The 24,060-nt window shown below is 42.8% G+C and carries 20 protein-coding genes and 3 tRNA genes; 12 read left to right on the forward strand and 11 right to left on the reverse strand.

Annotation, left to right across the window (positions count from 1 at the left end):
- Positions 1–420 precede the first annotated feature (420 nt).
- On the forward strand, positions 421–1,266 hold the full coding sequence (gene pepA / locus BUQ89_RS06040; protein ID WP_028462325.1) for a flocculation-associated PEP-CTERM protein PepA: 846 nt from the start codon (positions 421–423) through the stop codon (positions 1,264–1,266).
- Between the two features lie 582 nt (positions 1,267–1,848).
- Here pepA and BUQ89_RS06045 read toward each other — a convergent pair.
- The 6 genes from BUQ89_RS06045 to tnpA all read right to left on the reverse strand — a co-directional run bounded on the left by BUQ89_RS06045 (position 1,849) and on the right by tnpA (position 7,863).
- Positions 1,849–2,754: an N-acyl amino acid synthase FeeM domain-containing protein gene (locus BUQ89_RS06045; protein WP_051537720.1), complete on the reverse strand. Its 906-nt coding sequence runs from the start codon at positions 2,752–2,754 to the stop codon at positions 1,849–1,851.
- A 1,196-nt stretch (positions 2,755–3,950) separates the two neighbouring features.
- Entirely contained in the window at positions 3,951–6,809 is a 2,859-nt protein-coding gene (locus BUQ89_RS06050; protein WP_028462326.1) for an aconitate hydratase, read from the reverse strand.
- 191 nt (positions 6,810–7,000) lie between these two features.
- Positions 7,001–7,075, reverse strand: a tRNA-His gene (locus BUQ89_RS06055).
- A 59-nt stretch (positions 7,076–7,134) separates the two neighbouring features.
- Positions 7,135–7,211, reverse strand: a tRNA-Arg gene (locus tag BUQ89_RS06060).
- A 40-nt stretch (positions 7,212–7,251) separates the two neighbouring features.
- Positions 7,252–7,328 (reverse strand) — tRNA-Pro (locus BUQ89_RS06065).
- Between the two features lie 118 nt (positions 7,329–7,446).
- A complete protein-coding gene (gene tnpA, locus BUQ89_RS06070; protein ID WP_074202528.1) occupies positions 7,447–7,863 on the reverse strand; it encodes an IS200/IS605 family transposase in 417 nt (138 codons plus the stop codon).
- Positions 7,864–7,893: 30 nt separating this feature from the next.
- Between tnpA and BUQ89_RS06075 the strand changes: the two genes are divergently transcribed.
- The 3 genes from BUQ89_RS06075 to dksA all read left to right on the forward strand — a co-directional run bounded on the left by BUQ89_RS06075 (position 7,894) and on the right by dksA (position 11,009).
- The gene (locus BUQ89_RS06075) at positions 7,894–9,126 is read left to right on the forward strand and encodes an RNA-guided endonuclease InsQ/TnpB family protein (RefSeq protein WP_074202529.1); all 1,233 of its coding nucleotides are present in this window, start codon (positions 7,894–7,896) and stop codon (positions 9,124–9,126) included.
- Between the two features lie 321 nt (positions 9,127–9,447).
- On the forward strand, positions 9,448–9,852 hold the full coding sequence (locus BUQ89_RS13510) for a hypothetical protein (protein ID WP_178377642.1): 405 nt from the start codon (positions 9,448–9,450) through the stop codon (positions 9,850–9,852).
- A 734-nt stretch (positions 9,853–10,586) separates the two neighbouring features.
- Positions 10,587–11,009 (forward strand): RNA polymerase-binding protein DksA, encoded by a 423-nt coding sequence (gene dksA / locus BUQ89_RS06085; protein ID WP_028462089.1) that lies wholly within the window; start codon positions 10,587–10,589, stop codon positions 11,007–11,009.
- A 113-nt stretch (positions 11,010–11,122) separates the two neighbouring features.
- On the opposite strand, the gene pnp is transcribed toward dksA, so the two are convergent.
- The 4 genes from pnp to BUQ89_RS06105 form a co-directional block, all read right to left on the reverse strand.
- Positions 11,123–13,258 (reverse strand): polyribonucleotide nucleotidyltransferase, encoded by a 2,136-nt coding sequence (gene pnp / locus BUQ89_RS06090; RefSeq protein ID WP_028462090.1) that lies wholly within the window; start codon positions 13,256–13,258, stop codon positions 11,123–11,125.
- A gap of 129 nt (positions 13,259–13,387) precedes the next feature.
- Positions 13,388–13,657 carry a 30S ribosomal protein S15 gene (rpsO, locus tag BUQ89_RS06095; RefSeq protein ID WP_028462091.1) on the reverse strand — a complete coding sequence of 90 codons (270 nt, stop codon included), beginning with the start codon at positions 13,655–13,657 and terminating at the stop codon, positions 13,388–13,390.
- 457 nt (positions 13,658–14,114) lie between these two features.
- Complete coding sequence (locus BUQ89_RS06100) at positions 14,115–15,596, reverse strand: dynamin family protein (protein ID WP_028462092.1); 1,482 nt, start codon at positions 15,594–15,596, stop codon at positions 14,115–14,117.
- 692 nt (positions 15,597–16,288) lie between these two features.
- Positions 16,289–16,477, reverse strand: a complete 189-nt coding sequence (locus BUQ89_RS06105; protein WP_028462093.1) for a hypothetical protein — start codon at positions 16,475–16,477, stop codon at positions 16,289–16,291.
- Positions 16,478–16,803: 326 nt separating this feature from the next.
- On the opposite strand from BUQ89_RS06105, the gene BUQ89_RS06110 reads away from it, so the two are divergent.
- Positions 16,804–17,547 carry a DUF502 domain-containing protein gene (locus BUQ89_RS06110; protein ID WP_028462094.1) on the forward strand — a complete coding sequence of 248 codons (744 nt, stop codon included), beginning with the start codon at positions 16,804–16,806 and terminating at the stop codon, positions 17,545–17,547.
- A gap of 7 nt (positions 17,548–17,554) precedes the next feature.
- On the opposite strand, the gene ygfZ is transcribed toward BUQ89_RS06110, so the two are convergent.
- Positions 17,555–18,598, reverse strand: a complete 1,044-nt coding sequence (gene ygfZ, locus BUQ89_RS06115) for a CAF17-like 4Fe-4S cluster assembly/insertion protein YgfZ (RefSeq protein ID WP_028462095.1) — start codon at positions 18,596–18,598, stop codon at positions 17,555–17,557.
- A gap of 187 nt (positions 18,599–18,785) precedes the next feature.
- Between ygfZ and atpD the strand changes: the two genes are divergently transcribed.
- From atpD to BUQ89_RS06150, 7 genes are read left to right on the forward strand one after another with little or no spacing between them, the layout of a single operon-like run.
- A complete protein-coding gene (atpD, locus tag BUQ89_RS06120) occupies positions 18,786–20,183 on the forward strand; it encodes a F0F1 ATP synthase subunit beta (RefSeq protein WP_051537656.1) in 1,398 nt (465 codons plus the stop codon).
- Positions 20,180–20,587 (forward strand): F0F1 ATP synthase subunit delta/epsilon, encoded by a 408-nt coding sequence (locus BUQ89_RS06125; protein ID WP_028462097.1) that lies wholly within the window; start codon positions 20,180–20,182, stop codon positions 20,585–20,587. The genes atpD and BUQ89_RS06125 overlap by 4 nt, the downstream gene beginning before the upstream one ends.
- Before the next feature lie 12 nt (positions 20,588–20,599).
- On the forward strand, positions 20,600–20,875 hold the full coding sequence (locus tag BUQ89_RS06130; RefSeq protein WP_245812918.1) for an AtpZ/AtpI family protein: 276 nt from the start codon (positions 20,600–20,602) through the stop codon (positions 20,873–20,875).
- Positions 20,872–21,558, forward strand: a complete 687-nt coding sequence (locus tag BUQ89_RS06135) for a F0F1 ATP synthase subunit A (protein WP_028462099.1) — start codon at positions 20,872–20,874, stop codon at positions 21,556–21,558. The genes BUQ89_RS06130 and BUQ89_RS06135 overlap by 4 nt, the downstream gene beginning before the upstream one ends.
- Positions 21,555–21,821 carry a F0F1 ATP synthase subunit C gene (locus tag BUQ89_RS06140; protein ID WP_028462100.1) on the forward strand — a complete coding sequence of 89 codons (267 nt, stop codon included), beginning with the start codon at positions 21,555–21,557 and terminating at the stop codon, positions 21,819–21,821. The genes BUQ89_RS06135 and BUQ89_RS06140 overlap by 4 nt, the downstream gene beginning before the upstream one ends.
- Before the next feature lie 11 nt (positions 21,822–21,832).
- A complete protein-coding gene (locus BUQ89_RS06145) occupies positions 21,833–22,579 on the forward strand; it encodes a F0F1 ATP synthase subunit delta (protein ID WP_028462101.1) in 747 nt (248 codons plus the stop codon).
- A complete protein-coding gene (locus BUQ89_RS06150; RefSeq protein ID WP_083399552.1) occupies positions 22,572–24,059 on the forward strand; it encodes a F0F1 ATP synthase subunit alpha in 1,488 nt (495 codons plus the stop codon). The genes BUQ89_RS06145 and BUQ89_RS06150 overlap by 8 nt, the downstream gene beginning before the upstream one ends.
- Position 24,060: the final 1 nt, after the last annotated feature.

Raw genomic sequence — 24,060 nt, forward strand, 5'->3', positions numbered from 1 at the left:
TCTCAGATGATATCCAGTTTGCCGAATCTGGAGAATATTCGACGAGATGCCTTGAGCTCGCGGAATAAGCTTTCGATGTCATTGCATTTTTTGTACATGACACGGCACGTAATGTCCGATCTGTTGGTGCTGGGTTTCGGTGATTCCTTATACTACGCTAGATAGTATTAACAGGCCTTAGATCCAATAAGAGTGGCAATTTTAGTCGCAATTATTCAGTTTTTATGTCGAATTTTTTTACACCTTATTTAGTGTTCCGTTATTCCTATAGCAAGATAATCTTGTAATAAGCTGTTTATAAAATAGATATATTTAATGGCATAATATTTGCTTTATATATCTTACATGGCTAGTTTTTTCTAGCCATTCGACACGTTGGCTCTGGTTTATTTATCGCAATTCAATTTAAAGGAGTAGATTATGAAATTATTATCTAACTCGTCGAAACATTTAATGGCTGGGGCATTTGTGGCGGCGGGATTAATCTTAAGCAGCTCAACAGCCTTAGCCTCACATATCCCGAGTGGTTTGTCGTTTGCGGAAGAATTTACCGTTAATCCTGGTGCAGTTGGTGAGGCAAATGCCTCTTTTAATGCACGTTATATCGATTTTAGCTATACAGCTGAAGTAGATCAAACTGGTTTTACATTTGCAGAAACCGGCGGTGGTTTTTTTGGTACTTTTCGTAATAGTTTAGGTGGAGCTCCAATTCTTGGAACAGGGTTAGGAGTAAATTATCAACTCTACGCATTGTTTAGCGGAAATGGAACTACCGCAATGGCACCGGGATCGGGCGTAGACGGTACGTTCACTGGTTTTTCGGTTGATTTTTTTGTGGATCTGTCCTTGGATACCGCATTTGGCCTGTCTGGTGGTTCTATAGTGACTACCGCTGGTGCTGGAGAGGATATAAAAGTCCTGTCAGGAGTGTTGGGATCACATAGCGGTGGATTTCATGTTTTCCCGGGGTTGGCCGCAGGTGATTTTAATGTGGAGTTTGATGCCACACCTGTAGGCGGATTTTTTGGTGGTACGGCTTTTGCTGGTGGCTCTACCGTGGGAGACTTTAATGGAGTCAATACCAGTGTAACGGGCGTTGCTCTGCCTCCTAATAATTTTACTGACGCAATAATTATTGGTTCGGGAAATACAAGCTTTTCACCAGTACCAGTACCAGAGCCTGGCATATTATTCTTATTGGGCATTGGATTAGTGGGTATGGGTTTTGTTTCCCCTCGGGCAAAAGAGAAGCAATTTGCCGTTTAAGCAAGTCCGATCTGGGCAGGAAATTAATCGAGAATAAGTGTTTATTCTCGATTCTTATTAAAATCTCGGAGAAGCCCTGAGATTCAGACCGGGGAAGTAAAGAAACAGTTTAGGTTTGTCGTATCGGATGCAGTTTGAATGCCAGTTGCTGTGGTATGGACGTACCCTGATCGGCATAGATAAAGGGTGTTATTCATTGTTCAAGCGATGAATTCCTGTGCAATCATCTCACCTAATTGCATTAAGTGTGTGCCATAACAATGATAATCAATTGGCTAATCTTGGAAATAACGTAAATCTTGTATGTATTTAGGTGCATTCAGATTACAGCTATTGAATTGGAAATTCTTTTCCTCTAGGAAAGGGGTAGATATAACCTGATATCTAAGTAATACAGAAAATCGCGATAATAAGCAGTGAGTTTGTGCTGCATATGGTTTGCCTGATTTCTTAGTAGAATACTGGTGAGATATGGAGCATCCTTGCTTCGCATGAGACTTGGAATGTCTGGCAGAGCAAAGCCAGGGATGAATAGTTGAAATCCGTGAAATTAAATAAAAAAATAAAAGCGTTTAATCTTGTTTAATTACATGCTGCTGTAGCTTGTGATTGGTTATAGAATTGTTGTTCAATCAACCTGGATTTCATTCGGTTAGCGATTCTTCTCTCTTCGTGTTCGGTAAGAAAGTGAGCGTAGAGGGATTTTTGCTGTGGTTCTCGGGAGCCAGCCAAGCAAGCAATTTGTGCCTCTACATAATCCAGTTTCAAGTGTAACAATACGGCTGGCGCATTAACACGTTGGCATATTCGTTTCTCGCCAATCTGATGAAATCCTAATATACGTTTATAGTATCCGGCATGGCGTGGATTAATTTCAATAACAAAATCGGTCGCTTTGTTGATGATGCGTCCACTGATATAAGCCAGATTAAATAGAAAAGCCAGTAATCTTTTAGAACTATGCAATGGATTGATAGCAAGTTTTGATAGTTCGCAGACCTTCTTACCCTTTGCGCGGAGCATATCAATTTCCCGTTTATAAAGCTTATCGGCAAGTAGGCCCTTATTTGAGTCGACAGCTAGCGTCAGTGTACCAAAGAGAGTCTGGCTGTTAGATGCTTCAAAAGTAACCTGATTGGGATCATATGAAAGGAGGGTTGTATTTTCAGTATGATAGCCGCGGGAAGTATACATGCGTCTAATCAGTGTGCTGGTATCAAGCCGTTGCTTGAGAGAATTAACCAAATGAATACTGTAATCGTTCTGTTTCAGAAGATATTCTTGTTTTTCATGGGTAACAAATTCTTCGGGTGTTGGAATATGATGGGTTGGATTGCTTCTGGCGGGAAGTTGTAGCCGTATTTTATCAGTATGTGACTTTTTATTATTGGGTGAAAGTAAGTTAGAGCGGAAGGTGGTTGTCTGAGATTGGATAAGGTGGATAGCATTGGTTTTTAATTTATGCGTTGTCTGAACTATATTTCTCATTTATCTTCCATTTAAAATAGTTAATTTTGGGAACTATAGAAAGGATCTAATCTATATAAGTACGATTTCTATATAATAATAATTATGCTGATGACTAATTATTAGCTGGTAATATCATCGTAAGTTCCTTTATCTAACTTGATAGAGGTGATACTTTATAAAACCGAAAATCTCGGAAAGCCTGTAATTCTAATTTATATGTAATTAACAAGCAAGAATTGGGCCATTAATTTTTATTAATTAATAATCAATAAGTTGTAATATTTTATTAAAATCAGGGAATGGTGAATTGTTGTTGATTAGATGTGTATTTTTGTTCTTATACAGTAACTATATGATCCGTATGAATTCTATTTGTCTCTAGAAAGAGACAGATGATGCGAGGAAACAGAGTGTTAGCTTGACAGGACTGTATTGTTTGGATAATGAGCAAATGAAGAATATGATTCTGAGAGATTCTGTTTAGTTTTTATTATTGTTGATGTTGATGTCGATTCCCGGTTTAAAATATAGGGCTAGCTGACTAGTCAACCAGCTACCAAAGCCATTGTTCTCAAAAATCGGATAGCATATGAGAACTCAATAGCCTGGAAATCTGCTCTTGATCAGGAATATAGGTTGCCAGGCAAGCATTAATATGGCCGGAATATGTGAAAGGGGTGGCGCTTTAGTTATACGAAGCGAAGCAGCCTTCACGATAAGTATGTGTGTTGGTTATTGTGGAAATGGAATGCAGAAGAATGCAGAAATAAATAGCTAAACGATGCGAATAATTCAGTGCATGACAGGCACAGTAATCAATTTTTCCATTTGAATGGATAGAAAGCAGGTCGACATCAAGCTGAGAAAAATTAAGTCAACATGTTGATAGCTGTTTTTTTGTCTCTAAAAGAAGACAATGCTATGCAAAAAATATTGGATTGAGTCAAAGAAAATAATAATACCAGTGTTTTTTGTCAAAAACATTGCTGCGTGAATGTATCATCATAGCAATAGCACTTTAAAAGACCGCTGCATAACTGTGTTTTTGAGCTTTTCTGATTACTTGCAGCATTGATAAAGCAAACACTTAAAAATCTTGCCCAGTCCGAGATAACCAGTTATGCAGCGGTCTTTTTAATATGAGCATTCCCAGATAATATTAAAGTTGCCTCGATCCAGGTGTTCCGAGGCAACTTTGTAATATGTTATATGAATTAAGCTGTCATTAGCTCTCTCAAGACATAGGGTAAAATGCCGCCGTGCATATAGTAATCGACCTCAATTGCGGTATCAATTCGGCAGAGTAGTTCAATTTTCTGTTGTGTGCCATCTTGTTTATGAATGACAAGTATAACGTGTTGTTGGGGCTGAATATTATCGAGATTGAGGATGTCAAATTGTTCATTGCCTTGAATTCCAAGTGATTGGACTCCATCATTGCTCTTAAATTGTAAAGGAAGCACTCCCATGCCGATCAGATTGCTGCGATGTATACGTTCAAAGCTATTGGCAATCACGGCCTTGACGCCAAGTAGCTGAGTTCCTTTGGCGGCCCAGTCACGACTTGATCCTGTACCATATTCTTTACCGCCGAATACCACCATGGGCACACCTTTCGCTTGATATTTCATGGCAGCATCATAAATACTCATTTGCACATTTTCAACATTACCATTTTCTTGATAAAGAGTGATGCCGCCTTCACTATCTGGAATCATTAGGTTTCTAATACGTACATTAGCAAAAGTGCCGCGCATCATGACATCATGATTGCCGCGCCGTGATCCATAGCTATTGAAATCAGCCTTAGATATCCCATCTTGAAGTAAATATTTTCCTGCAGGTGAGCTATCTTTAATTGCGCCAGCAGGGCTGATATGATCGGTCGTCACCGAGTCGCCAAATATGCCCAATGCACGTGCATTTTTGATCTCGCTAGATTGGCTGGGCGGTGTTAATTGTATGGAGAAGCTGTGAAAGAAAGGAGGCTCAGCAATATAGGTTGACTTGGGCCAGTTGTAGACTTGACCGGTTGTTGCAGATATATTGTTCCACAATGGATGATCTTGGGTGAGATTGCTGTAGAGTCGCTGAAATGTTTCTGCATTGGTAGCAAATTTCATTAATCTCTGGATTTCCTCGTTACTTGGCCAAATATCGTGCAGCCAAACGGGTTCATTATTCTTGCCAATACCCAACGGCTCAGTTGTGAGATCCTTTAATATCGTTCCTGCAATAGCAAATGCCACGACTAAAGGTGGTGAGGCGAGAAAATTAGCGCGAATATTAGCATGAACGCGGGCTTCAAAATTGCGGTTACCCGAGAGTATAGCTGCACATACTAAATCATTCTTTACGATAGCTTCTTCAATCGATTCAGCCAGTGGACCGGAATTGCCGATACAGGTAGTGCAGCCATAACCTGCCAGGTTAAAACCCAGTTGCTCGAGATAAGGTAATAATCCAGTCGCAGTGAGATATTCTGTTACGACTCGTGAGCCCGGTGCAAGGGATGTTTTGATATGGCGTTTGACGGTCAGCCCTTTTTCTATTGCTTTTTTGGCTAGTAATCCTGCTGCTATTAATACACTTGGGTTGGAAGTGTTGGTGCAAGAGGTGATCGCCGCAATCAATATGTCACCATGACCCAGATCAACGGCGTCATTGAGTGTATGGGTGGCAGAGTCTGTTATATCTGGTGTTGGATGGTTGCTGACCATTTCTGATACATTTCTGGCGCTCCCGGGTGGTAGATAACTTTCATCTTGATTGCCGTAACCAATATTTGTGCAAACTTCTGTGCTTCCATCGTGATGGTCCCGGATTGAATAGCGTTGATTTAAATCTGTTGCTTGCTTATCATAACCATTCTCAGCTTTGGGTTTGCCAAAAAGCGCGGTGAATTGGGATTTAATGTGAGTAAGATCAATACGATCTTGCGGGCGCTTAGGACCTGCTAACGAGGGTGCAACTGACGCTAAGTCAAGTTCCAGTTCCTGGCTGTAGTCGATATCGCCTTTACGTGGAATGCCATATAGTTTCTGTGCTTTGAAATAAGCTTGAAATGTAGTGACCTCTTCGCTGCTGCGTCCTGTACCTTTGAAGTATTCAATGGTGACATCATCAACAGGAAAAAACCCCATGGTGGCGCCATATTCAGGTGCCATATTCGCAATGGTAGCCCGGTCAGGCAGGGTCAGCGAGGCAGTCCCTTCGCCAAAGAATTCTACAAATTTTCCGACTACATTAGCGTTACGCAGCATTTCTGTGATCGTTAATACCAAATCTGTAGCTGTAACACCATCACGTAACCGACCGGTGAGATTTACACCGACAACATCGGGTGTTAGCAGATATACGGGTTGACCGAGCATTCCTGCTTCTGCTTCAATGCCACCTACACCCCAACCAACAACCCCGATAGCATTAATCATTGTTGTGTGTGAGTCGGTCCCAACTAAAGTATCTGGGTAAATCACTCCGTTTTTCTGATGTACGCCGCGCGCAAGGTATTCCAGATTAACCTGATGTACAATTCCGATGCCTGGCGGTACCACTTTGACCGTATTAAACGCCTGCATTCCCCATTTAATAAACTGATAGCGCTCATTATTACGGGAAAACTCTATTTCCATATTGTGTCTGAGTGCATCCTTATCGCCATAATAGTCAACCTGTACCGAGTGATCAACGACTAGATCAACAGGTACTAATGGCTCGATGAGTTGGGGATCTTTCCCCATTCTCACCGCGGCACTGCGCATGGCGGCCAGATCTACCAATAGCGGAACGCCGGTAAAATCCTGTAGTACGATGCGAGATACAACGAAAGGAATTTCATGAGTGCGGGTTGCATTAGGCTTCCACCCAGCAAGTTGCCTGACGTGTTCTTCGGTAATTTTTTTACCGTCAAAATTACGTAAGACCGATTCCAGTACGATGCGGATTGAAACGGGCAATCGTGAAATCTTACCAAGACCTGATTCCTCTAGCGCGGGAAGTGAGTAGAATTGCACATTTTTACCCTGGGTACCGGGGCACTCTTTCAGGCTGTTAAATAAGTTATGGATCATGATGCACTCCTTAGAAATACGCTAGGTCACTAACTGTTCAAACAATCATTATAGAGATACTATAAAGTTCGAATTGAATAAAGTTCAAGTTGAATAAGGTCTTATTTGAGAAAGAAAAGATACTGATCTATACCGTTTTATTAAAGCCAGTAGATAGTTTAATATTTGGATAGAGTCTGTGTGTAATCAGATGGGGTGGCTGATGGGGATCGAACCCACGACAACCGGAATCACAATCCGGGACTCTACCACTGAGCTACAGCCACCATTAGAAAAATGAATCGAGTACTACGTGTCGTTCAACTAGATATCAACTAGAAATATATGGTGTGCCCGACAGGAATCGAACCTGTAACCCCCAGCTTAGAAGGCTGGTGCTCTATCCGGTTGAGCTACGGGCACTACTCAAACCGGGCTTGCCTCATATCTCAAGGCAGAAAATTGGTCGGGGTGGAGAGATTTGAACTCCCGACATCCTGGTCCCAAACCAGGCGCGCTACCAGGCTACGCTACACCCCGGAAAAGGCGATACTATACCTCCTTAGAAACAAAACGTCAATTTTATGCGTGTTTTATCAAATAGCGCGTAAAACTTCGTCCTTCAGGGCGGAGATATAAGCGCACAGGCGAAGCCTGTTTAATGCGGTCTTTGCTGTTGTTCAATATATTGCTTAATAATCGAGAGTGGTGCTCCACCACAACTACCCGCAAAATAGCTTGGACTCCAAAGCATATTACCCCAAAGCTTATTTTTAATTTCGGGATAATTCTTTTTGCGAATAAGTCGGCTTGAAACGCCTTTCAAACTATTTACCAAGTTAGAAATAGCAATTTTTGGTGGATAGTTAACTAAAAGGTGAATATGATCATGCTCACCGTTAAATTCCACCAATTCTGCTTCAAAATCCAAACACACGTTTTTAAATATTTCTTCCAAATCAATTAATACCCTTCCGGAGAAAACATCTCTACGGTATTTTGTTACAAAGACCAAATGAACATGAAGATTAAAAACGCAATTTCTTCCTGTTCTTACATCGTTATTAGCTTGCATAGACCAATTCCTTTTTGTATAATTATAACCATGAAACAGATTATACGCAAAGCCTTTAAATTTCGACTCAATCCAAATTCTGACCAAGTACAGAAGATGGTTGAGTTTGCGGGTGCTAATCGGTTTGTTTGGAATAAAGCCTTAGCAATGAATCTGTTCAGATTAGAGCAGAAACAGCCATTGCTTTGGTACAACGAGTTGTCATTTTGGCTAAAGCTATGGAAATCCTCAGAAGATTATGGATTTCTAAAAACCGTTCATTCTCAACCGTTGCAACAAGCCTTAAAAAACTTAGAAAAAGCGTTCAAAGACGGTTTTGATAAAAAACAGCCTTTAAAACGGATTCCAAAATTCAAGAAAAAAGGTTTGAGTGACAGCTTTCGTTATCCACAAGGATTTAAGCTGGAGCAAGAGTCTAGCAAAGTGTTCTTGCCTAAAATCGGTTGGGTGAAATATCGTAATTCACGCCAAGTCATTGGTGACGTTAAAAATATGACGATTTCCCGTAAAGGCGGTTATTGGTACGTGTCGATTCAGACTGAGTACGAGACCGAGCTAAAGCGTCATAGCTCAACCAGTATGATTGGTGTTGATATGGGCGTTACCCGCTTTGCAACCTTGTCAGACGGCTCATACGTAGAACCTTTAAACAGTTTCAGAAAGTTATCAAAGAAACTGGCTTTTGAACAGCGTAAGCTGTCTAAAAAAGTCCGTCTCTCTGCTAACTGGAAAAAGCAGAAACAAATCATTACCCGACTGCATGAGCGTATTGCCAATGCTCGTTTAGACTTCTTACACAAAACCTCAACCGAAATCAGCAAAAATCACGCAATGGTCGTAGTTGAGAATTTAAAGATAGGAAACATGTCTAAGAGTGCCAAGGGCAGTGTTGAAAAGCATGGTAAAAACGCCAAAGCGAAATCGGGTCTAAACAAATCCATTCTTGACCAAGGATGGGGAATGTTCGTTTCGTTCTTGGAGTATAAACAGGCTTGTTCAGGCGGGGATGTATTGAAGGTAAACCCTCAATACACCTCTCAAACCTGCCCTAGATGTCAACATGTTAGTCGTGACAATCGCAAAAGCCAAAGTGCTTTTGAATGTACAGAATGTGGATTTAAAGCCAATGCCGACTTGGTAGGTGCCTTGAATGTACTTGAGCGAGGACATCGCTTGTTAGCCTGTGGAGTTGAAACGTTAGTTTCGTCTAAGAAGCAGGAACCAGTAGGCAGTAGCAATACAAACCTACTCTTAACGGCTTAATAAGTCGCTAGGAATCCCCTTCGTTTAGGAAGGGGAGGATGTCAAACGTTAATTTTTTAGAGGGAGGGATTGTTTTAACAGACTGAGCGGAAATCCTCTCCGTTCAGGGGGAAGGATAAATAGCGCGGATGCCGCAGGCGCCCTTATTATCGGTCAATCTGGGGTTTGTTGCTCGATGTACTGGCGAATGATGGCAGTTGGCGCGCCACCATAAGAGGCCGCGAAATAAGATGGTGATCAACAGCGCGCAGTGCGCCGTATCCCGTATTGCTGGCAAGTGGTACGCCAGCATTCAGACCGAGCGCAAGGTTTGAGCAGCCGGTGCATCCATCCTTATTCATTGTGGGTTTTGACACAGGTGTTACGTTATTTGCTCCACTTTCGGATGGCACGATGTTTGAACCGGCCAAGGCCTTCCGCAAAAACGCGGCAAAGCTGGCGAAAGACCAACGTGGGCTGAGCCGCCAGGATGAAGTGTCAAAGCCAAAACGGGCCTCAATAAGTCGATTCTCGATGAGGGCTGAGGTGAATTCCGCCGCCAGTTGGAATAGAAGCAAGCGTGGCGTGGCGGTGATGTGCTTGCCATCAATCCGCGTAACACAAACCGGACGTGCTCGGCCTGCGGCCATATGTTTGCCGAGAATCGCACAACGTAATCCAAGTTCGCGTGTGTCGAATGTGAGTACACAGAAAATGCAGCCCTCAACGTGGCCATCAATATTCTAAGGGCAGGACATGCCCAGCTTGCCCGCCAAGTGAACGATGCAGTAATGTCGTCAGGAACAAGAGCTGACCGAAGTCATCTACCCCATTCCGGGGTAGATGCAGCAGAAATCCCCTGTCTTTAGACGGAGGAGGGTGTCAAATAAATCGAATCGCCTATCTTATTACCCTGTATTTTATGACTTTGCAGTCAATTCAATTTCAATTCCATTTTTAGGTTTTATCAAAGTTTTCGAAAAACTCCGGAATTCGGATCGGAGAGATAAGGAGATGGTTTTGATCTGCCATTTTAGTGGTTTTTACATTACACAATGGGCGGCGATGTTGTATGTTTTGTGAGATAAGGGTGTGCTCTGATTGGTATTAACCTCCCCTTCGCCAAAGCGCTGTTCGAACTGTGATTATACCGTACGGCAGATGTCGTCAAATATACGCAAATGTTCTGTTTTGAATGTGGGATAATTCGTGCCGCAACATCAACGCAGCACATCATATTCTAGCCGTCGAGCTGGCGATGGCTAATCCTCTGAAGATAGGATAAGGCCCTGTTTATACTCAGGTACATTTGGGTTGCAATGATTAAACTGGAAATCCTTTTTCTTTAAGGGGAGGAGCAGCCAAAGAATGCAGATAACATGGTGTGCTGACTACTTGTTGTATAATGGGCTTTCTGGTAAATAGTATGCTTTTTTGTACATTAAGAGAATTCAACAGGAGCATTTAACATGCCACAAAATATGCCTCAAGAGTTATATAAACAAGTGATTCCCTATAAACCAAAAAAGGGAGAGGACTATATGAGTCCAGAGCAGCTTGTCCATTTCCGTAAAATATTGGAAGGTATGAAAATTGAATTGGGGAAGGATATTGACCGAGCTGTTCATACAATGCAGGATGAAGCGACTGTTTTTGCTGATCCAAATGATCGGGCGAGTCAGGAATCGGATATGACACTAGAATTACGCAATCGTGATCGTGAGCGTAAATTGATTAAGAAAATCGATGAGATTATCGCTAAAATAGATGCTGATGATTATGGATACTGTGAAAGCTGTGGCATTGAGATCGGCTTGAAACGTCTTGAAGCCCGTCCTACCGCAACGCTCTGTATCGATTGCAAGACATTGGATGAAATTAGAGAGAGGCAAATGGCTAAGTAAATGGGTTAGTTTAGTTTTACACGCTGTTAATACTGAGCTTGGGGTGAAAAAGCCCTGTCTTTTCCGACAGGGCTTTTAATATTGAGGGAGATCAAACCATCACTGAATAATAATTATGAAATGATATTATCAGATTCTGGTTCTGGTTCTGGCTCTGGTTCTTCTGTAGTAACTGCTGCCTTCATACTGAGTCGAAGACGTCCTTTGTCATCAGCCTCTAGTACCTTGACGCGGACAATCTGACCTTCCTTGAGATGATCTGTAACATTATTGACACGCTCATTAGCAATCTGTGAAATATGTAATAAGCCATCCTTGCCGGGTAAGATGCTGACAATAGCACCAAAATCAAGTAACTTTAATACAGTGCCGTCATATATTTTGCCTACTTCAACCTCGGCAGTAATATCTTCAATCCGTTTTTTAGCGAGCTCGCCGCCTTCGGCGCTGACGCAAGCTATCATCACTATACCATCATCCGTAATATCAATAGTTGTGCCTGTCTCTTCTGTTAGTGCACGTATTACAGCGCCTCCCTTTCCAATCACGTCACGTATTTTTTCTGGATTAATCTTGATTTTAATGATACGTGGTGCATGTACAGAGATATCTTCACGAGTGGAAGGAAGTGCCTGTTTCATGATTTCCAGAATATGTATGCGTCCTTCCTTGGCCTGTATGAGCGCTGCCTGCATAATTTCTTTTGTAATTCCCTGGATCTTTATATCCATTTGCAGTGCGGTGATGCCTTGTTCTGTGCCCGCCACTTTGAAATCCATGTCGCCGAGGTGATCTTCATCACCAAGAATATCCGTCAGCACGGCAAACCGGTTTCCTTCTTTAATAAGTCCCATGGCAATACCTGCTACATGCGCTTTCAGCGGTACACCCGCATCCATCAGGGCAAGACAGCCACCACAAACTGATGCCATAGAGCTGGAGCCGTTTGATTCAGTAATTTCGGATACAACGCGTAATGAATAACCAAATTCTTCTGGAGTGGGCAGTACCGCAATTAAGGCTCGTTTTGCTAAGCGACCGTGACCGATCTCGCGACGTTTCGGAGTACCTACGCGCCCTGTTTCACCAGTAGCATAAGGCGGCATATTGTAATGCAGCATGAAACGGTCAGTATAGTCGCCTTGCAGCGCATCGATTTTCTGTTCATCGCGAGCGGTTCCCAGCGTCGCAACCACCAATGCCTGAGTCTCTCCACGTGTAAATAAAGCAGAACCGTGAGCGCGAGGCAGTATCCCGTTACGAATACTAATTGCCCGTACAGTACGCGTGCCACGTCCATCTATACGTGGCTCACCATTGAGAATCTGGTTACGAACAATTTTAGACTCAAGCGTAAAACAGGCTTCTTGAAATGGTTGGACACCCGGTCCATCGTCTGTGCCAACTTTTAACTCGGTCGATATACGTTGCCAGATATTATCTATGGCTTCAGATCGCATTTGCTTTTGTTTTAGCTTGAAAGCCTCACGCAAATCTTCTTCTGCTAGTTGTGCAATCTTCTCTGATAATTGGGTGTCTTTTTCTTCTGGAGTCCAGTTCCAGTCGGTCACGCCTGCTTCATCAGCGAGTTCATTGATGGTACGAATGACGGTTTGCATTTGCTCATGGCCGTACACGACAGCACCAAGCATTGTATCTTCAGATAACTCCATCGCCTCCGATTCCACCATGAGAACAGCTTGCTCTGTGCCCGCTACTACAAGGTTTAATTGAGTTTGTGTAAGTTCCGAAGTGGTTGGATTTAATACATACTCATCATTAATATAACCAATACGGGCAGCGCCAATTGGGCCGTCGAATGGAATGCCTGAAAGTACTAGTGCGGCAGAAGTTCCAATCAATGCCGGGATGTCAGCATCTACTTCATTGTCAGATGACATGACTGTAGCAACAACCTGTACTTCATTATAAAAACCGTCCGGAAATAATGGACGAATAGGGCGGTCAATTAGCCGAGAGGTCAGTATTTCCTTCTCAGAAGGCCGACCTTCCCGTTTAAAGAAACTACCAGGAATTCGACCTGCAGAATAGAATTTTTCTTGATAATCTACGGTTAATGGAAAAAAATCCTGCCCCTGTTTGACATTTTTTGCGCCAACCACGGTAACCAATACCACTGTATCGCCCATTGTAACCATCACCGCGCCATGTGCCTGCCTTGCGATTTCTCCTGTTTCCAGTGTGAGTTGATGGCGCCCGTAGGCAATGCTCTTCTTGATCGATTTCAATTAACAATCCTTTTTTTGATGAAATTATCCCGTCTTAGCCTTGTTTATATTCGATTTTTATAAGTTTTTTATCGGAAAAACTGCCTGCTCAAACATTATGTTATTACTTGGATTCTAATAGAATGCAAATTATTTACGTAAACCGAGACGTTCAATGAGTGTTCGGTATGCATTAACATTGCGACGCTTCAAATAATCGAGTAATTTACGACGGCGGCTAACCATACGTAACAAACCCCGGCGCGAATGGTGATCTTTGACATGCGTTTTAAAATGTCCAATCAAATCATTGATTCGAGTTGTTAAAAGTGCGACCTGAACTTCCGGAGAGCCGGTGTCTCCAGCATCTCTTTGGTAATCGTGTACTATCTGTGCTTTTTGATCGGTTGTGACAGACATATATTTTCTCCAATTAAATTGCTCAATGCAAAGAGTAAAGAGGCGGAATTTTACTCTTTAATATTACCCTTGTCCAAAACAGATCAGGATATTGGGCTATTTTAAGACAATTAGAAAAAGGAAATAAGTTTAATAAAATTATTGGGGGCATCATTGTAGTGAAGCATGTTGATTTTATGTGGTTTTAAAGAATTTTAACAATTTTGCAGATGAAAATAACAGAAACATGAAAAGCAGCTGCTCCGTTTTGATTAGGATAACAAAATAATTATTAGCGCTGCATTAGAAGCAATAGAAATGGGTAGGAGCAGAGATAAGTCAAATGATTGGCATATGTTTATGCCTGAATGAATTTGATGTTATCTGTGACCTCAATGATTACGATAGGCTTGAATAAATATTTTAGAACGCAAAATATAAATTCAAGCCATTGATTAAATTTTATTGATAAAAAATCTCAGGATTCTTGTGCTGGTAAATCTTCACCATTTTTATTATTGTGACCCGATGGATTGGTAAATTGGTCATTTAATGCTTGGATATAATCGTTTGCCTCGTTTACTACTTCCTCGATTATTTGTTGAGTTACCTCGTTCCACCCCGCCGGATTCTGGAAGAACATGGGGCGGTATGCTACAGTACTCTTGTTAAATGCACCGGTGTATTGTTTGCAGATATCGTGATTATCTCCCAGTTCCTTAGCAAGATTCCTGAGTATCTTATTAGCCACGAGCCTGCGGATGGAAAAATGAATATAACCCATACTACTCAATACTAATAGTAAAACAACGAGTGATGTTGTCTCGGCTGTCGGTATCCCTGCGGCGAGAACCTTTACCGAATTCCAGGAATGGGTCAGTGTTAAGGCCAATCCCGTTAGTACAGCTAATGTGCTAAATACCAGACTGTCAACCAGTATTACTCTGCTCTTCCAGCGTTGCAACATAGTGGTCAGCTTATTGGTCACTTGATCTTTAAGCACTTTCGCAGTGTGTTCGAGCTTGCCAACGATACGATAAGAACGTTCAATTTCAATTTGCTGTATACGGGCATCGATATCTGCCATGTCCTCTCTACGCTTTCTTTCATAGCGTTCCTTGACTTGTGGATCATCAATGGGGACACCTGAGTTGGGATCATAAATTCGGTAGAATCGGCCAGCGATTAAACCCACTTCTGCGAGCGAACGTTGCCAGGCTGAGACGACTTCTTCAGGATTATCTTCTTTGGCTGTTACATCCATTTGATTAAGAATGTAGAGAAACTTGTTCACATCTGCACGGTCGACACTAGCCGATACGAGATAGGCTAACGTATCCTGCATTGCCTTGGGTTCTGGATGGCGCGCATCAAAGAAAACCAATACTAGATCGGATAGATTAATGATGTGCTGTGTCAAGCGTAATGTTGATGCGCGCTGCTCATCTGCATCAAACCCTGGGGAGTCAATAAGAATTTTCCCTCGTATACTTTCGGACGGGCAAGTTTTTAATTGTAGATAAGCATCAATGCGCTGTTGTCCCGCTTCAGCGATTTCTTCAATACTGCGGCTGATCTGGAAAAATGGGAAACGTGGATCAGCGTCTAATGCCACACCCGGTAAAGTTTTAGCTTCATTATGGCGACTGTAACAAATAACAGTAAATTTATCATCTACCGCATGATTTCCTGTGCGTTGTAATGGTAGATTCAAATAAGAGTTGATGAAGGTTGACTTGCCAGCAGAAAATGTACCCAATACCGCTATCATTGGCCACCAGGTGACACAAGTCGCATAGGATTCTTCTTTATCTAGTAATCCAATGCTCTGACCGACATAATCCATTTTGCGAAAGCTTTTTACAGCTTTGGCTAATACCGGATTATCCGGATGTTCATCAGCAAGATGTTGTTGTAGACTTTTTAAGCGTTTATTGATTTGTGTTGAACTATATGACATAACAGTCCTTTTCATTCTTTAAAAAGTTGCATCATTATTGAGATGCACGCCGGGTTACAACTTTAATATCGTTTTTCAACGTTTTTCAAGTTTTGTATGAGATAAAACAGCATTATTTTTTTAAAAAGCTATTGATATCTATTTAGGCCATAGGTAAGCACGCGATGGTTAGTCTCATCTTTGCAGACGAAAGAAATAGATATCGTGCGAATATCTGGCGCAAGGATATGATGTAAAAATACTAAATTTATAAAGCGTTAGTAAGATTTAAACAGGGCGATGCCCGATGATTCTACCAAGAACCCATCTTGCTTTCCAGCAATTGATCAGCGTTTTGTCAATGTCCAGTGGAAATATTCTGTTTGGTTTTAAATACCGCTTCACTACGGCAGGGTTTTGGCATGTTAGTAGTGTACTGGAATGCTGTTATATTGATATATTTTCTCCCCGAAGACAAGATAATATGTTTGTGTATATGATGAGTAATGTGTAGAAATTGTTTTATTCCGGTCGGATTGGGTTGTAGTATTTAAGGGTGCATCAAATATTTAGACTGCTTAGGTTGCTTACGGCCGTATTGATTATGAAATAGTGTCGCTGGCGGTATCAAGAAATTCGGCATGATTTTTCTGAATGATGATTTGAATCGTGTTATTGATTGAGACCTTTGCAAAGCCCCAATGATTAAAAAATTAATCTTTTATAATCAATAGCAGAAAACTTCTGGCGAGGGCTTTTGCAAAAGCCTCGATTGTGTCATGCAAGGAATGCTGTGTATTTGCTATGTTTTCTGAATCATTTGGCTTTGTATCATTATTAAATCCGGAGAGCTGATTATTTGCCAGCGTATGAGTCTCTGGATGTCGTGGGTTCGGATTCATTATGTGCTCCAAAATATCATAATTTTATTTTGAATGATCGGTTTGCTCGCTTATTTGTTGTACTGCAGGAAACTTAAATAATCTTTGGGCACAGCTTGTCATTCTCTGCTTTTTTTATGCGGTTCAGATAATTGATAACAAAGAACCAAGGAAAGATTATTATTTTCTGTGTAATATTTTGTCTGGAGCGTATGTTTCACATTGATTAAGCGCTGGCGTACTTGAACAAGTCAATCAAAGTCAATTTGTCCCTGTGAGTTGATTAGTATAATAGAAAGCGTTATTCAAAGTAGATTATCAGTGTGAGTGGAGGTGATTGCAGTATTATGACCATAAAAAACAGAGACAAACAGAGCACGACTCGTTTTGCTCATTTCGGGCGTTATGTATTGATTGGATTCTTTACTGTGGCGCCACTTTGGGTCACATGGCTCGTATTTGAATTTTTATTAAAAATACTCGCTCGTATGGGTACTCCCTTGCTGAAAGGAATGGCGCGTGCGGCTCGCCCCTTTTCAGATACGCTCGCCAGTTGGTTATTGAACTCTGGCTTTCAGCAGACAGTTGCCGCTTTACTTACGATTGCCAGTCTGTACGGTATTGGGTTGTTAGCCTCTTTTGTTATTGGCAAGAAAGTGATAGGTGTATTTGAAGATATGCTTGCTAAACTTCCTTTCGTGCAGACTATCTACGGTGCGACCAAGCGTTTCTTGCATACATTGAGTCAATCGCCGGTCACTGGGCAACGGGTGGTGTTAATTAGTTTTCCTTCATCTGCAATGAAAGCGATCGGTTTTATAACCAAAATTATGCACGATACAGAAACTGGCAAGGAGCTGGCGGCAGTTTATGTGCCGACCTCACCTAATCCTACATCTGGTTATATCGAGATTGTGCCAATGGAAGATGTAGTGATGACTGATTGGAGTACGGAAGAGGCCATGACATTTGTTGTGACGGGTGGAACCAATGCACCAGAAAATATACGGTTTTCTAATAGTTCCAAAAACCAGCGAAGTACAGAAACTAAGGGTAAATGGCGACGTTGGCTGCGAGTAATGAATAGGTAGCATGAGGCTACTCACCAAGCGGATAAGGTAATGGAATGATTTCCAGTGTTGGGCCACTTGGGGTCTGCCAGTGAATGCTGCCTGCTTTAATACTGCTTATCTGAATTACGGCTAGTACATCAGTGCCGTCATGCGGTGAAGGGGCTGCATTGACTATCTTTCCACATGGCTGGTTTGCCATTTCTGTATTGAATAATTCGTCTCCAGCCATAATGGATTGTGTTGATGCAACATGAGCAAGGTACATGCGGCGTTTGATTTTTCCTAGATACTGGGTACGGGCAACAATCTCCTGACCCGGGTAGCATCCTTTTTTGAAGCTGATTGCATTAATTGCATCCAGATTGACCATTTGAGGTATAAACTGTTCTTGAGTCACCGGCAGGATAGTTGGAATGCCCGCTCGAATTTCTAGCCAATCCCATAAAAAAGTGCCGACAGGTTTTGCGTATTGGCTTAAGTGTGTCCATAGCGTAGGGGCATGCTCAACGGATGTAACAAATTCATAACGATTGGGTGCATAACAGAGAAGACTGATTGATTCATTCTGTATGACACCCAGGTGCTGGTGATGATCTAACGGCATACCTAACGTTTTTTCCGCTAATTTGGCGGCATTATTGCCAGCTATCCCGATACGTATGAGAGTGTCACTGTTATCAATCAATCGAACTTTGGCACGTAATACAAATAGAGAGAGTCTTTTCTGGATAGTAGTGCATAAATCGGCCGGCAATTGCATCAAAAAATCATTGTTTTGCCAAAGTAGGAAATTAGCCAGAATACGGCCTTTCGGTGTGCAATAACTGCCATATTGTGCGGTGTTGGAATTCACCTGCCTGATATCGCAGCTTAATTGACTCTGTAAGAAAGTGTGGGCATCTTCACCAGAGAAGCGAATCAGTCCAAAATGCGAAAGATCGACCATCACGGTATCAGTATCAATACGCGTGTTTCTTAATTCAGCAGGATCTTCACCATAGTGAAGGACGCGATTATCCTCAATAACTGCATTACGACTTTGCAGATAGATTTGCCAGGTTGGATTCATGCAAAAAGATATGGTTGAAAGTGAAGTTGATTATACGATTATTGTGTGTGAATAGAAAATTTCAAGTCTGAAATGACAATGCTGCTATGAGCATGACATGGATTTGATGGTTAATTTATTTTTATGACTTGTCGATAGCGGGCGTGATCAGGTATAACGGTATATCCAAGTGATGGAGTTTGGCCTCATGGAACCGATAATCCGATCTATGCAATCCACGAATGATCCAATTGGTGTGATTGAGGAAATTCATGGGCCCGTAGTGGATGTGGTTTGTGATCGTCTACCGCCGCTGCATCAAGCCCTGTTCTGCACATTTGATCATGAATATTATCCTTTCGAAGTTTATCTTCATCTAGATGCCCATCGCGTACGTGCTATCGCTTTACACCCCACAGGGGGGTTGAAGCGGGGTCTGTTGGTATTCGACAGTGGCGGACCATTACGTATTCCTGTTACACCGGATTGTTTAAGTCGTATGCTGGATATGTTTGGTGCGCCATTAGATGGTGGACCACCACTGGCCACTGAGGAGATGCGCGACATCATCGCGCCTCCCGCGTCATTATCAGAGACGATTCCCGCAGCAGGAATTCTTGAATCAGGTATTAAAGTAATTGATTTACTTTGCCCTTTTATTAAAGGTGGTAAAACTGGCTTGTTTGGTGGTGCCGGTGTGGGTAAAACGGTCTTAATTATGGAATTCATGCATGCCATTGTTAGTTTGCACCAAGGGGTTTCTGTATTCGCCGGTGTAGGCGAACGTATTCGTGAAGGTCACGAATTATGGCATGAAATGCAAAATGCGGGTGTGATGTCCCGCACCTTGATGATGTTTGGCCAGATGGATGAATCACCCGGTGTACGCTTTCGTGTCGGTTTATCGGCATTGACTTATGGGGAATATCTGCGGGATACGCTGGGTAAGGAAGTATTGTTGCTGATCGATAATGTATTTCGTTTTATACAGGCCGGCAGTGAGATTTCCGGATTACTTGGGCGTATGCCCGCTACAGTGGGTTATCAGCCTACCTTGATGAGTGAAGTTGCGGAATTACAGGAACGTATCATTTCTACGCGTAATGGCGATATCACTGCTGTGGAGGCTGTATATGTTCCGGCAGATGATATGACAGATCCGGCTGTCAGTACCATTCTGTCACATCTGGATACAGTGGTGATTTTGTCACGCAGCCAAGCTGCAAAGGGTATTTATCCAACGGTAGATCCTTTGCAATCATCAAGTAAAATGATGGATCGCAGTTTTCTGGGTGACCGGCATTATCATGTGGCTGAGAATGTGCGTGAACATCTTGCGCGTTACCAGGAATTGGAAGATATTATTGCCATGCTTGGTCTGGAAGCATTGTCAGAAAAAGATCAGTGTATTGTCATGCGCGCGCGCAAACTGCAGCGTTATTTGACGCAACCGTTCCATGTGATGACATCACATAGCGGTATTCAGGGAGTATCGGTGAAACTGGATCAGACCCTTACTGATTGCGAGGCTTTTTTGCGCGGTGATTATGACGCTGTTTCGGAAGAACGCTGTTATATGCGTGGCTCAATGCAGGGCGTGATATGAATACTTTTATTTTACATGTACAAAGTGCCACGCAATATACCTGTATCAAAAGTGTCATTAGTTTTATCGGAGAGGATAAGTCGGGCAGTTTTGGCATTCGTTCCCGTCATGAACGCATGATGACTGCGTTGAGCTATGGTCTGGCGCGTTATCAATTAGAAGATGGCAGCTGGTCCTATCTCGCATTTCCGGGCGGCATACTTTACTTTATGCGTAATAATTTATATATCAGTACACGTCGTTTTTTACATGATGCAGATTATCAGCGTATTAGTGTGGAGCTGCTGGAACAATTACTGAGAGAAGAAGAGGCGCTGAAAGAGATAAAAAGCAACCTCAATAATTTGGAACAGGAAATGTTCCGACGTTTATGGCAGATGGAGCGTAACGGAGTCAAAATATAGCGGAGCCGAATCGTGGATGATGACGAGTTACGTAAATCAGTAGAACGGCAGGTAAAGCGTATGCAACGTGCGGAAAAGGAGCGTCCCACGTTGTTAGCTCAATCGATATTCATGGGCACGCTGTCATTGTTGTTTGTGCTGCCGGTCATAGTCGGGGTCTATTTAGGTAACTGGTTGGATAGTCGGGTGGAAGGTTACTCGATTCACTGGACAGTAGGATTGCTTGTTGTCGGCCTTGTGATTGGCATAGTAAATGTATATTTATACATTAAGGGTGATCACTTATGAAATCAGCCGTTGTGGTGTTTAATGTCGGAATGTTTGAAATTACTTCGGTTGTGGTGACAACATGGGGCATTATGCTGATACTGGGCGTATTTTGCTGGCTTGCCACACGACGACTGTCGATTAGTCCCGGACCGTTACAGACAATGTTGGAGGGAATATTATTGGCAATGGAGGAGAGCATCAAAACGGTGCTGCCAAGTCACGCCCAGCAACTGTTGCCGTTCATTGCAACCTTGTGGATTTATATTGTCATGGCAAATATGACAGGGCTGATTCCCCAGTTACATTCTCCTACGGGCTATTTATCAGTAACAGCAGGTTTAGCATTACTGGTGTTTATGTCGGTACATTGGTTTGGCATCCGCAGTGAGGGTGCTTCCCGCTATTTTAAGCATTATCTTAGTCCAACACCCTTGTTACTCCCCTTTCACCTGATCAGTGAGGTGACACGCACTGTTGCATTGGCAGTCCGTTTGTTTGCTAATATTATGAGTCTGGAATTGGGTGCGTTGCTGGTATTGCTAGTCGCTGGTTTGTTGGTGCCTGTGCCGTTGTTAATGCTGCATATTATTGAAGCGCTGATACAGGCTTATATTTTTGGCATGTTAGCGCTGGTTTATATTGCAGGTGCGATGCAATCGCAACAGGGTTATGAACAAAATGAGGAAGGAGAGAGCGTATGAACGACATGTCCTGGTTCACCATATTTTCTACTGTAGGTGCGGCGCTTGCTGTTGCGATCGGTATGATGTTTCCAGCATTGGCAATGGGTCGCGCAATTAGCCAAGCACTGGATGCAATCGCGCGGCAGCCGGAAGCTGAAAAATCGATTATGCGTACTTTGTTTGTTGGCCTCGCCATGATTGAGTCACTCGCGATTTATGTACTGGTGATTGTGCTGATCATTCTATTTCGTAATCCTTTGCTGGAATACCTGGTTAAATAGGGGTTAAGAACGTGGATTTTGACTGGACGACTTTTATTCTTGAAATAATTAATTTCCTGATTCTTGTCTGGATTTTAAAACGATTTCTATATCAGCCTGTCCTTGACGTTATCGCCCGTCGCCGTATGGGTATTGAGAAAGCACTGGCTGACGCCCATCGTATTGAAGCCGAAGCGAGTGAACTGAAACAGAAAAATGAACAACGTTTGATCGAATGGGAAGCTGAAAAAGAAGCGGCTCAGGCGCGTCTAATGGCTGAGTTGGCTGCGATACGCGAAAGAAAAATGGCCGAACTAGAGGCTAAAATCGCAGAAGAGGTTGAGCGGCGTCGTGTTTTAAATGAACGCGCCCGACTTGATTTTGAATACATGATGGAGGAAAAGGGTATTGCGCAAGGTGCGCTATTTTCTACCAAATTACTTTCCAGGCTGGCTTCGCCGGAATTGGAAGCGCAGCTATATGCACTGTTGCTGGAAGATTTACATCGCCTCGGTAAAGAAAATAAACGGGCCGTAACTGAGGCTGCTGCGGTGCCTGGGTTACAGATTAAAGTCCAGAGCGCATTCCCGTTGGAACATAATAAGCAGGCGGAATTATCTCATTCTCTGGCAGAGGTAATCGGCAGGATGCTACCGACTAGATATGAGATTAATCCGGAATTAATTGCAGGGTTTCAAATAGAAATTGGTCCCTGGATTTTTCATGCAAATTTGCACAATGAATTGAAATTTTTCAGTGGTGCACTGCAGCATGCCTGATAATGTGATGGTATCTACTGATTCACAGGCCGATTCGCCTTTGGCAAAACAGGCGGTGTGGCTGTCAGATTATCAGTATGGCTTACGTTTATCGGAACAGGGTACGGTTATTTCCGTGGGAGATGGCATTGCCTGGATCGACGGATTGCCCTCAGCTTGTATGGACGAGGTAATCAATCTGGAAGATGGTAGTAGTGCGTTGGTTTTTCATCTTGCACATGATCGTGTGGGTGCAATATTGTTGCGTCAGACTAAGCAGTTAGCTGCGGGCACTTCAGTTTATCTGACAGGCGAGCGCTTGAGTATCGGTGTTGGAAATGGCTTATTAGGCCGCGTGATTGATCCATTAGGCGTACCGCTTGACAGCGCCGGATCTATTTCATTTACCGCACATCGAAAATTAGATGTCCGTTCACCGCCAATAATTGCACGTGATTTCGTAGTGCAGCCGATGTATACCGGCAATAAAATCGTTGATACGCTGATCCCCATTGGTAAGGGACAACGTCAGCTGATTATCGGGGACAACGGCTGTGGCAAGAGCGCATTAGCAATTGATGCGGTTATTAACCAGCGGGGTAAGAATGTTTTTTGTGTTTATGTCCTGATTGGCCAGAAGCGCTCTGCCGTTGTAAATACCATTGAAACTTTGCGTCGTGAGAGCGCTTTAGCTTATACCACAGTGCTGGTGGCAGAAGCGACGGCTATGTCGGGGCTGAAATATCTGGCACCGTTTGCTGGCTGTGCTGTGGCTGAAGGCTGGATGGCAACAGGACAGGATACTTTGATTGTATATGATGATTTAAGTACGCATGCACGCAGTTATCGTGAACTTTCACTGCTTTTACGCAGACCTCCGGGCCGAGAAGCTTATCCTGGCGATATATTTTATCTCCATTCTCGATTACTGGAGCGCTCCACGTGTTTGTCGGCTAGAGAGGGCGGTGGTAGCATGACTGCATTGCCCATAGTTGAAACGGAGCAAGGCGAAATTGCTTCATATATTCCTACGAACTTAATTTCGATTACTGATGGTCAGATTTATTTTGACCACCAGTTATTTGTCCGCGGTTTTTTGCCAGCGATTGATGTAACGCGTTCGGTGTCACGTATTGGCGGTAATGCACAACACCCGAATATTAAGAAAGAAGCGGGACGTATGAAACTGGATTATTTGCAGTTTCTTGAGCTAGAAGTATTTACCCGTTTTGGTTCGCGGCTGGAAGCGGGCATGGAAGCACGTATACGGCGTGGACAGGTACTACGGGAGATGCTTAAACAGGAACTGCTCACGCCGTTGACGATTGAATTTCAGATGGCTTGGTTAGTAGCATATAACGAGGGATTGTTTGATCAAATTGAATTAGAGCAGGTGAGTGCATATTTGATAAAACTACAGGAGCTCGTTGAACGCGCCAGTTTAAGTATTGAAGAGGGACGGGATCAGTGGAAAATTCTACTTCACGCCTGGTTAAAATAGA

Origin of the sequence: Nitrosomonas cryotolerans ATCC 49181, from assembly GCF_900143275.1 — a bacterium.
GTDB classification, from domain to species: Bacteria; Pseudomonadota; Gammaproteobacteria; order Burkholderiales; family Nitrosomonadaceae; genus Nitrosomonas; species Nitrosomonas cryotolerans.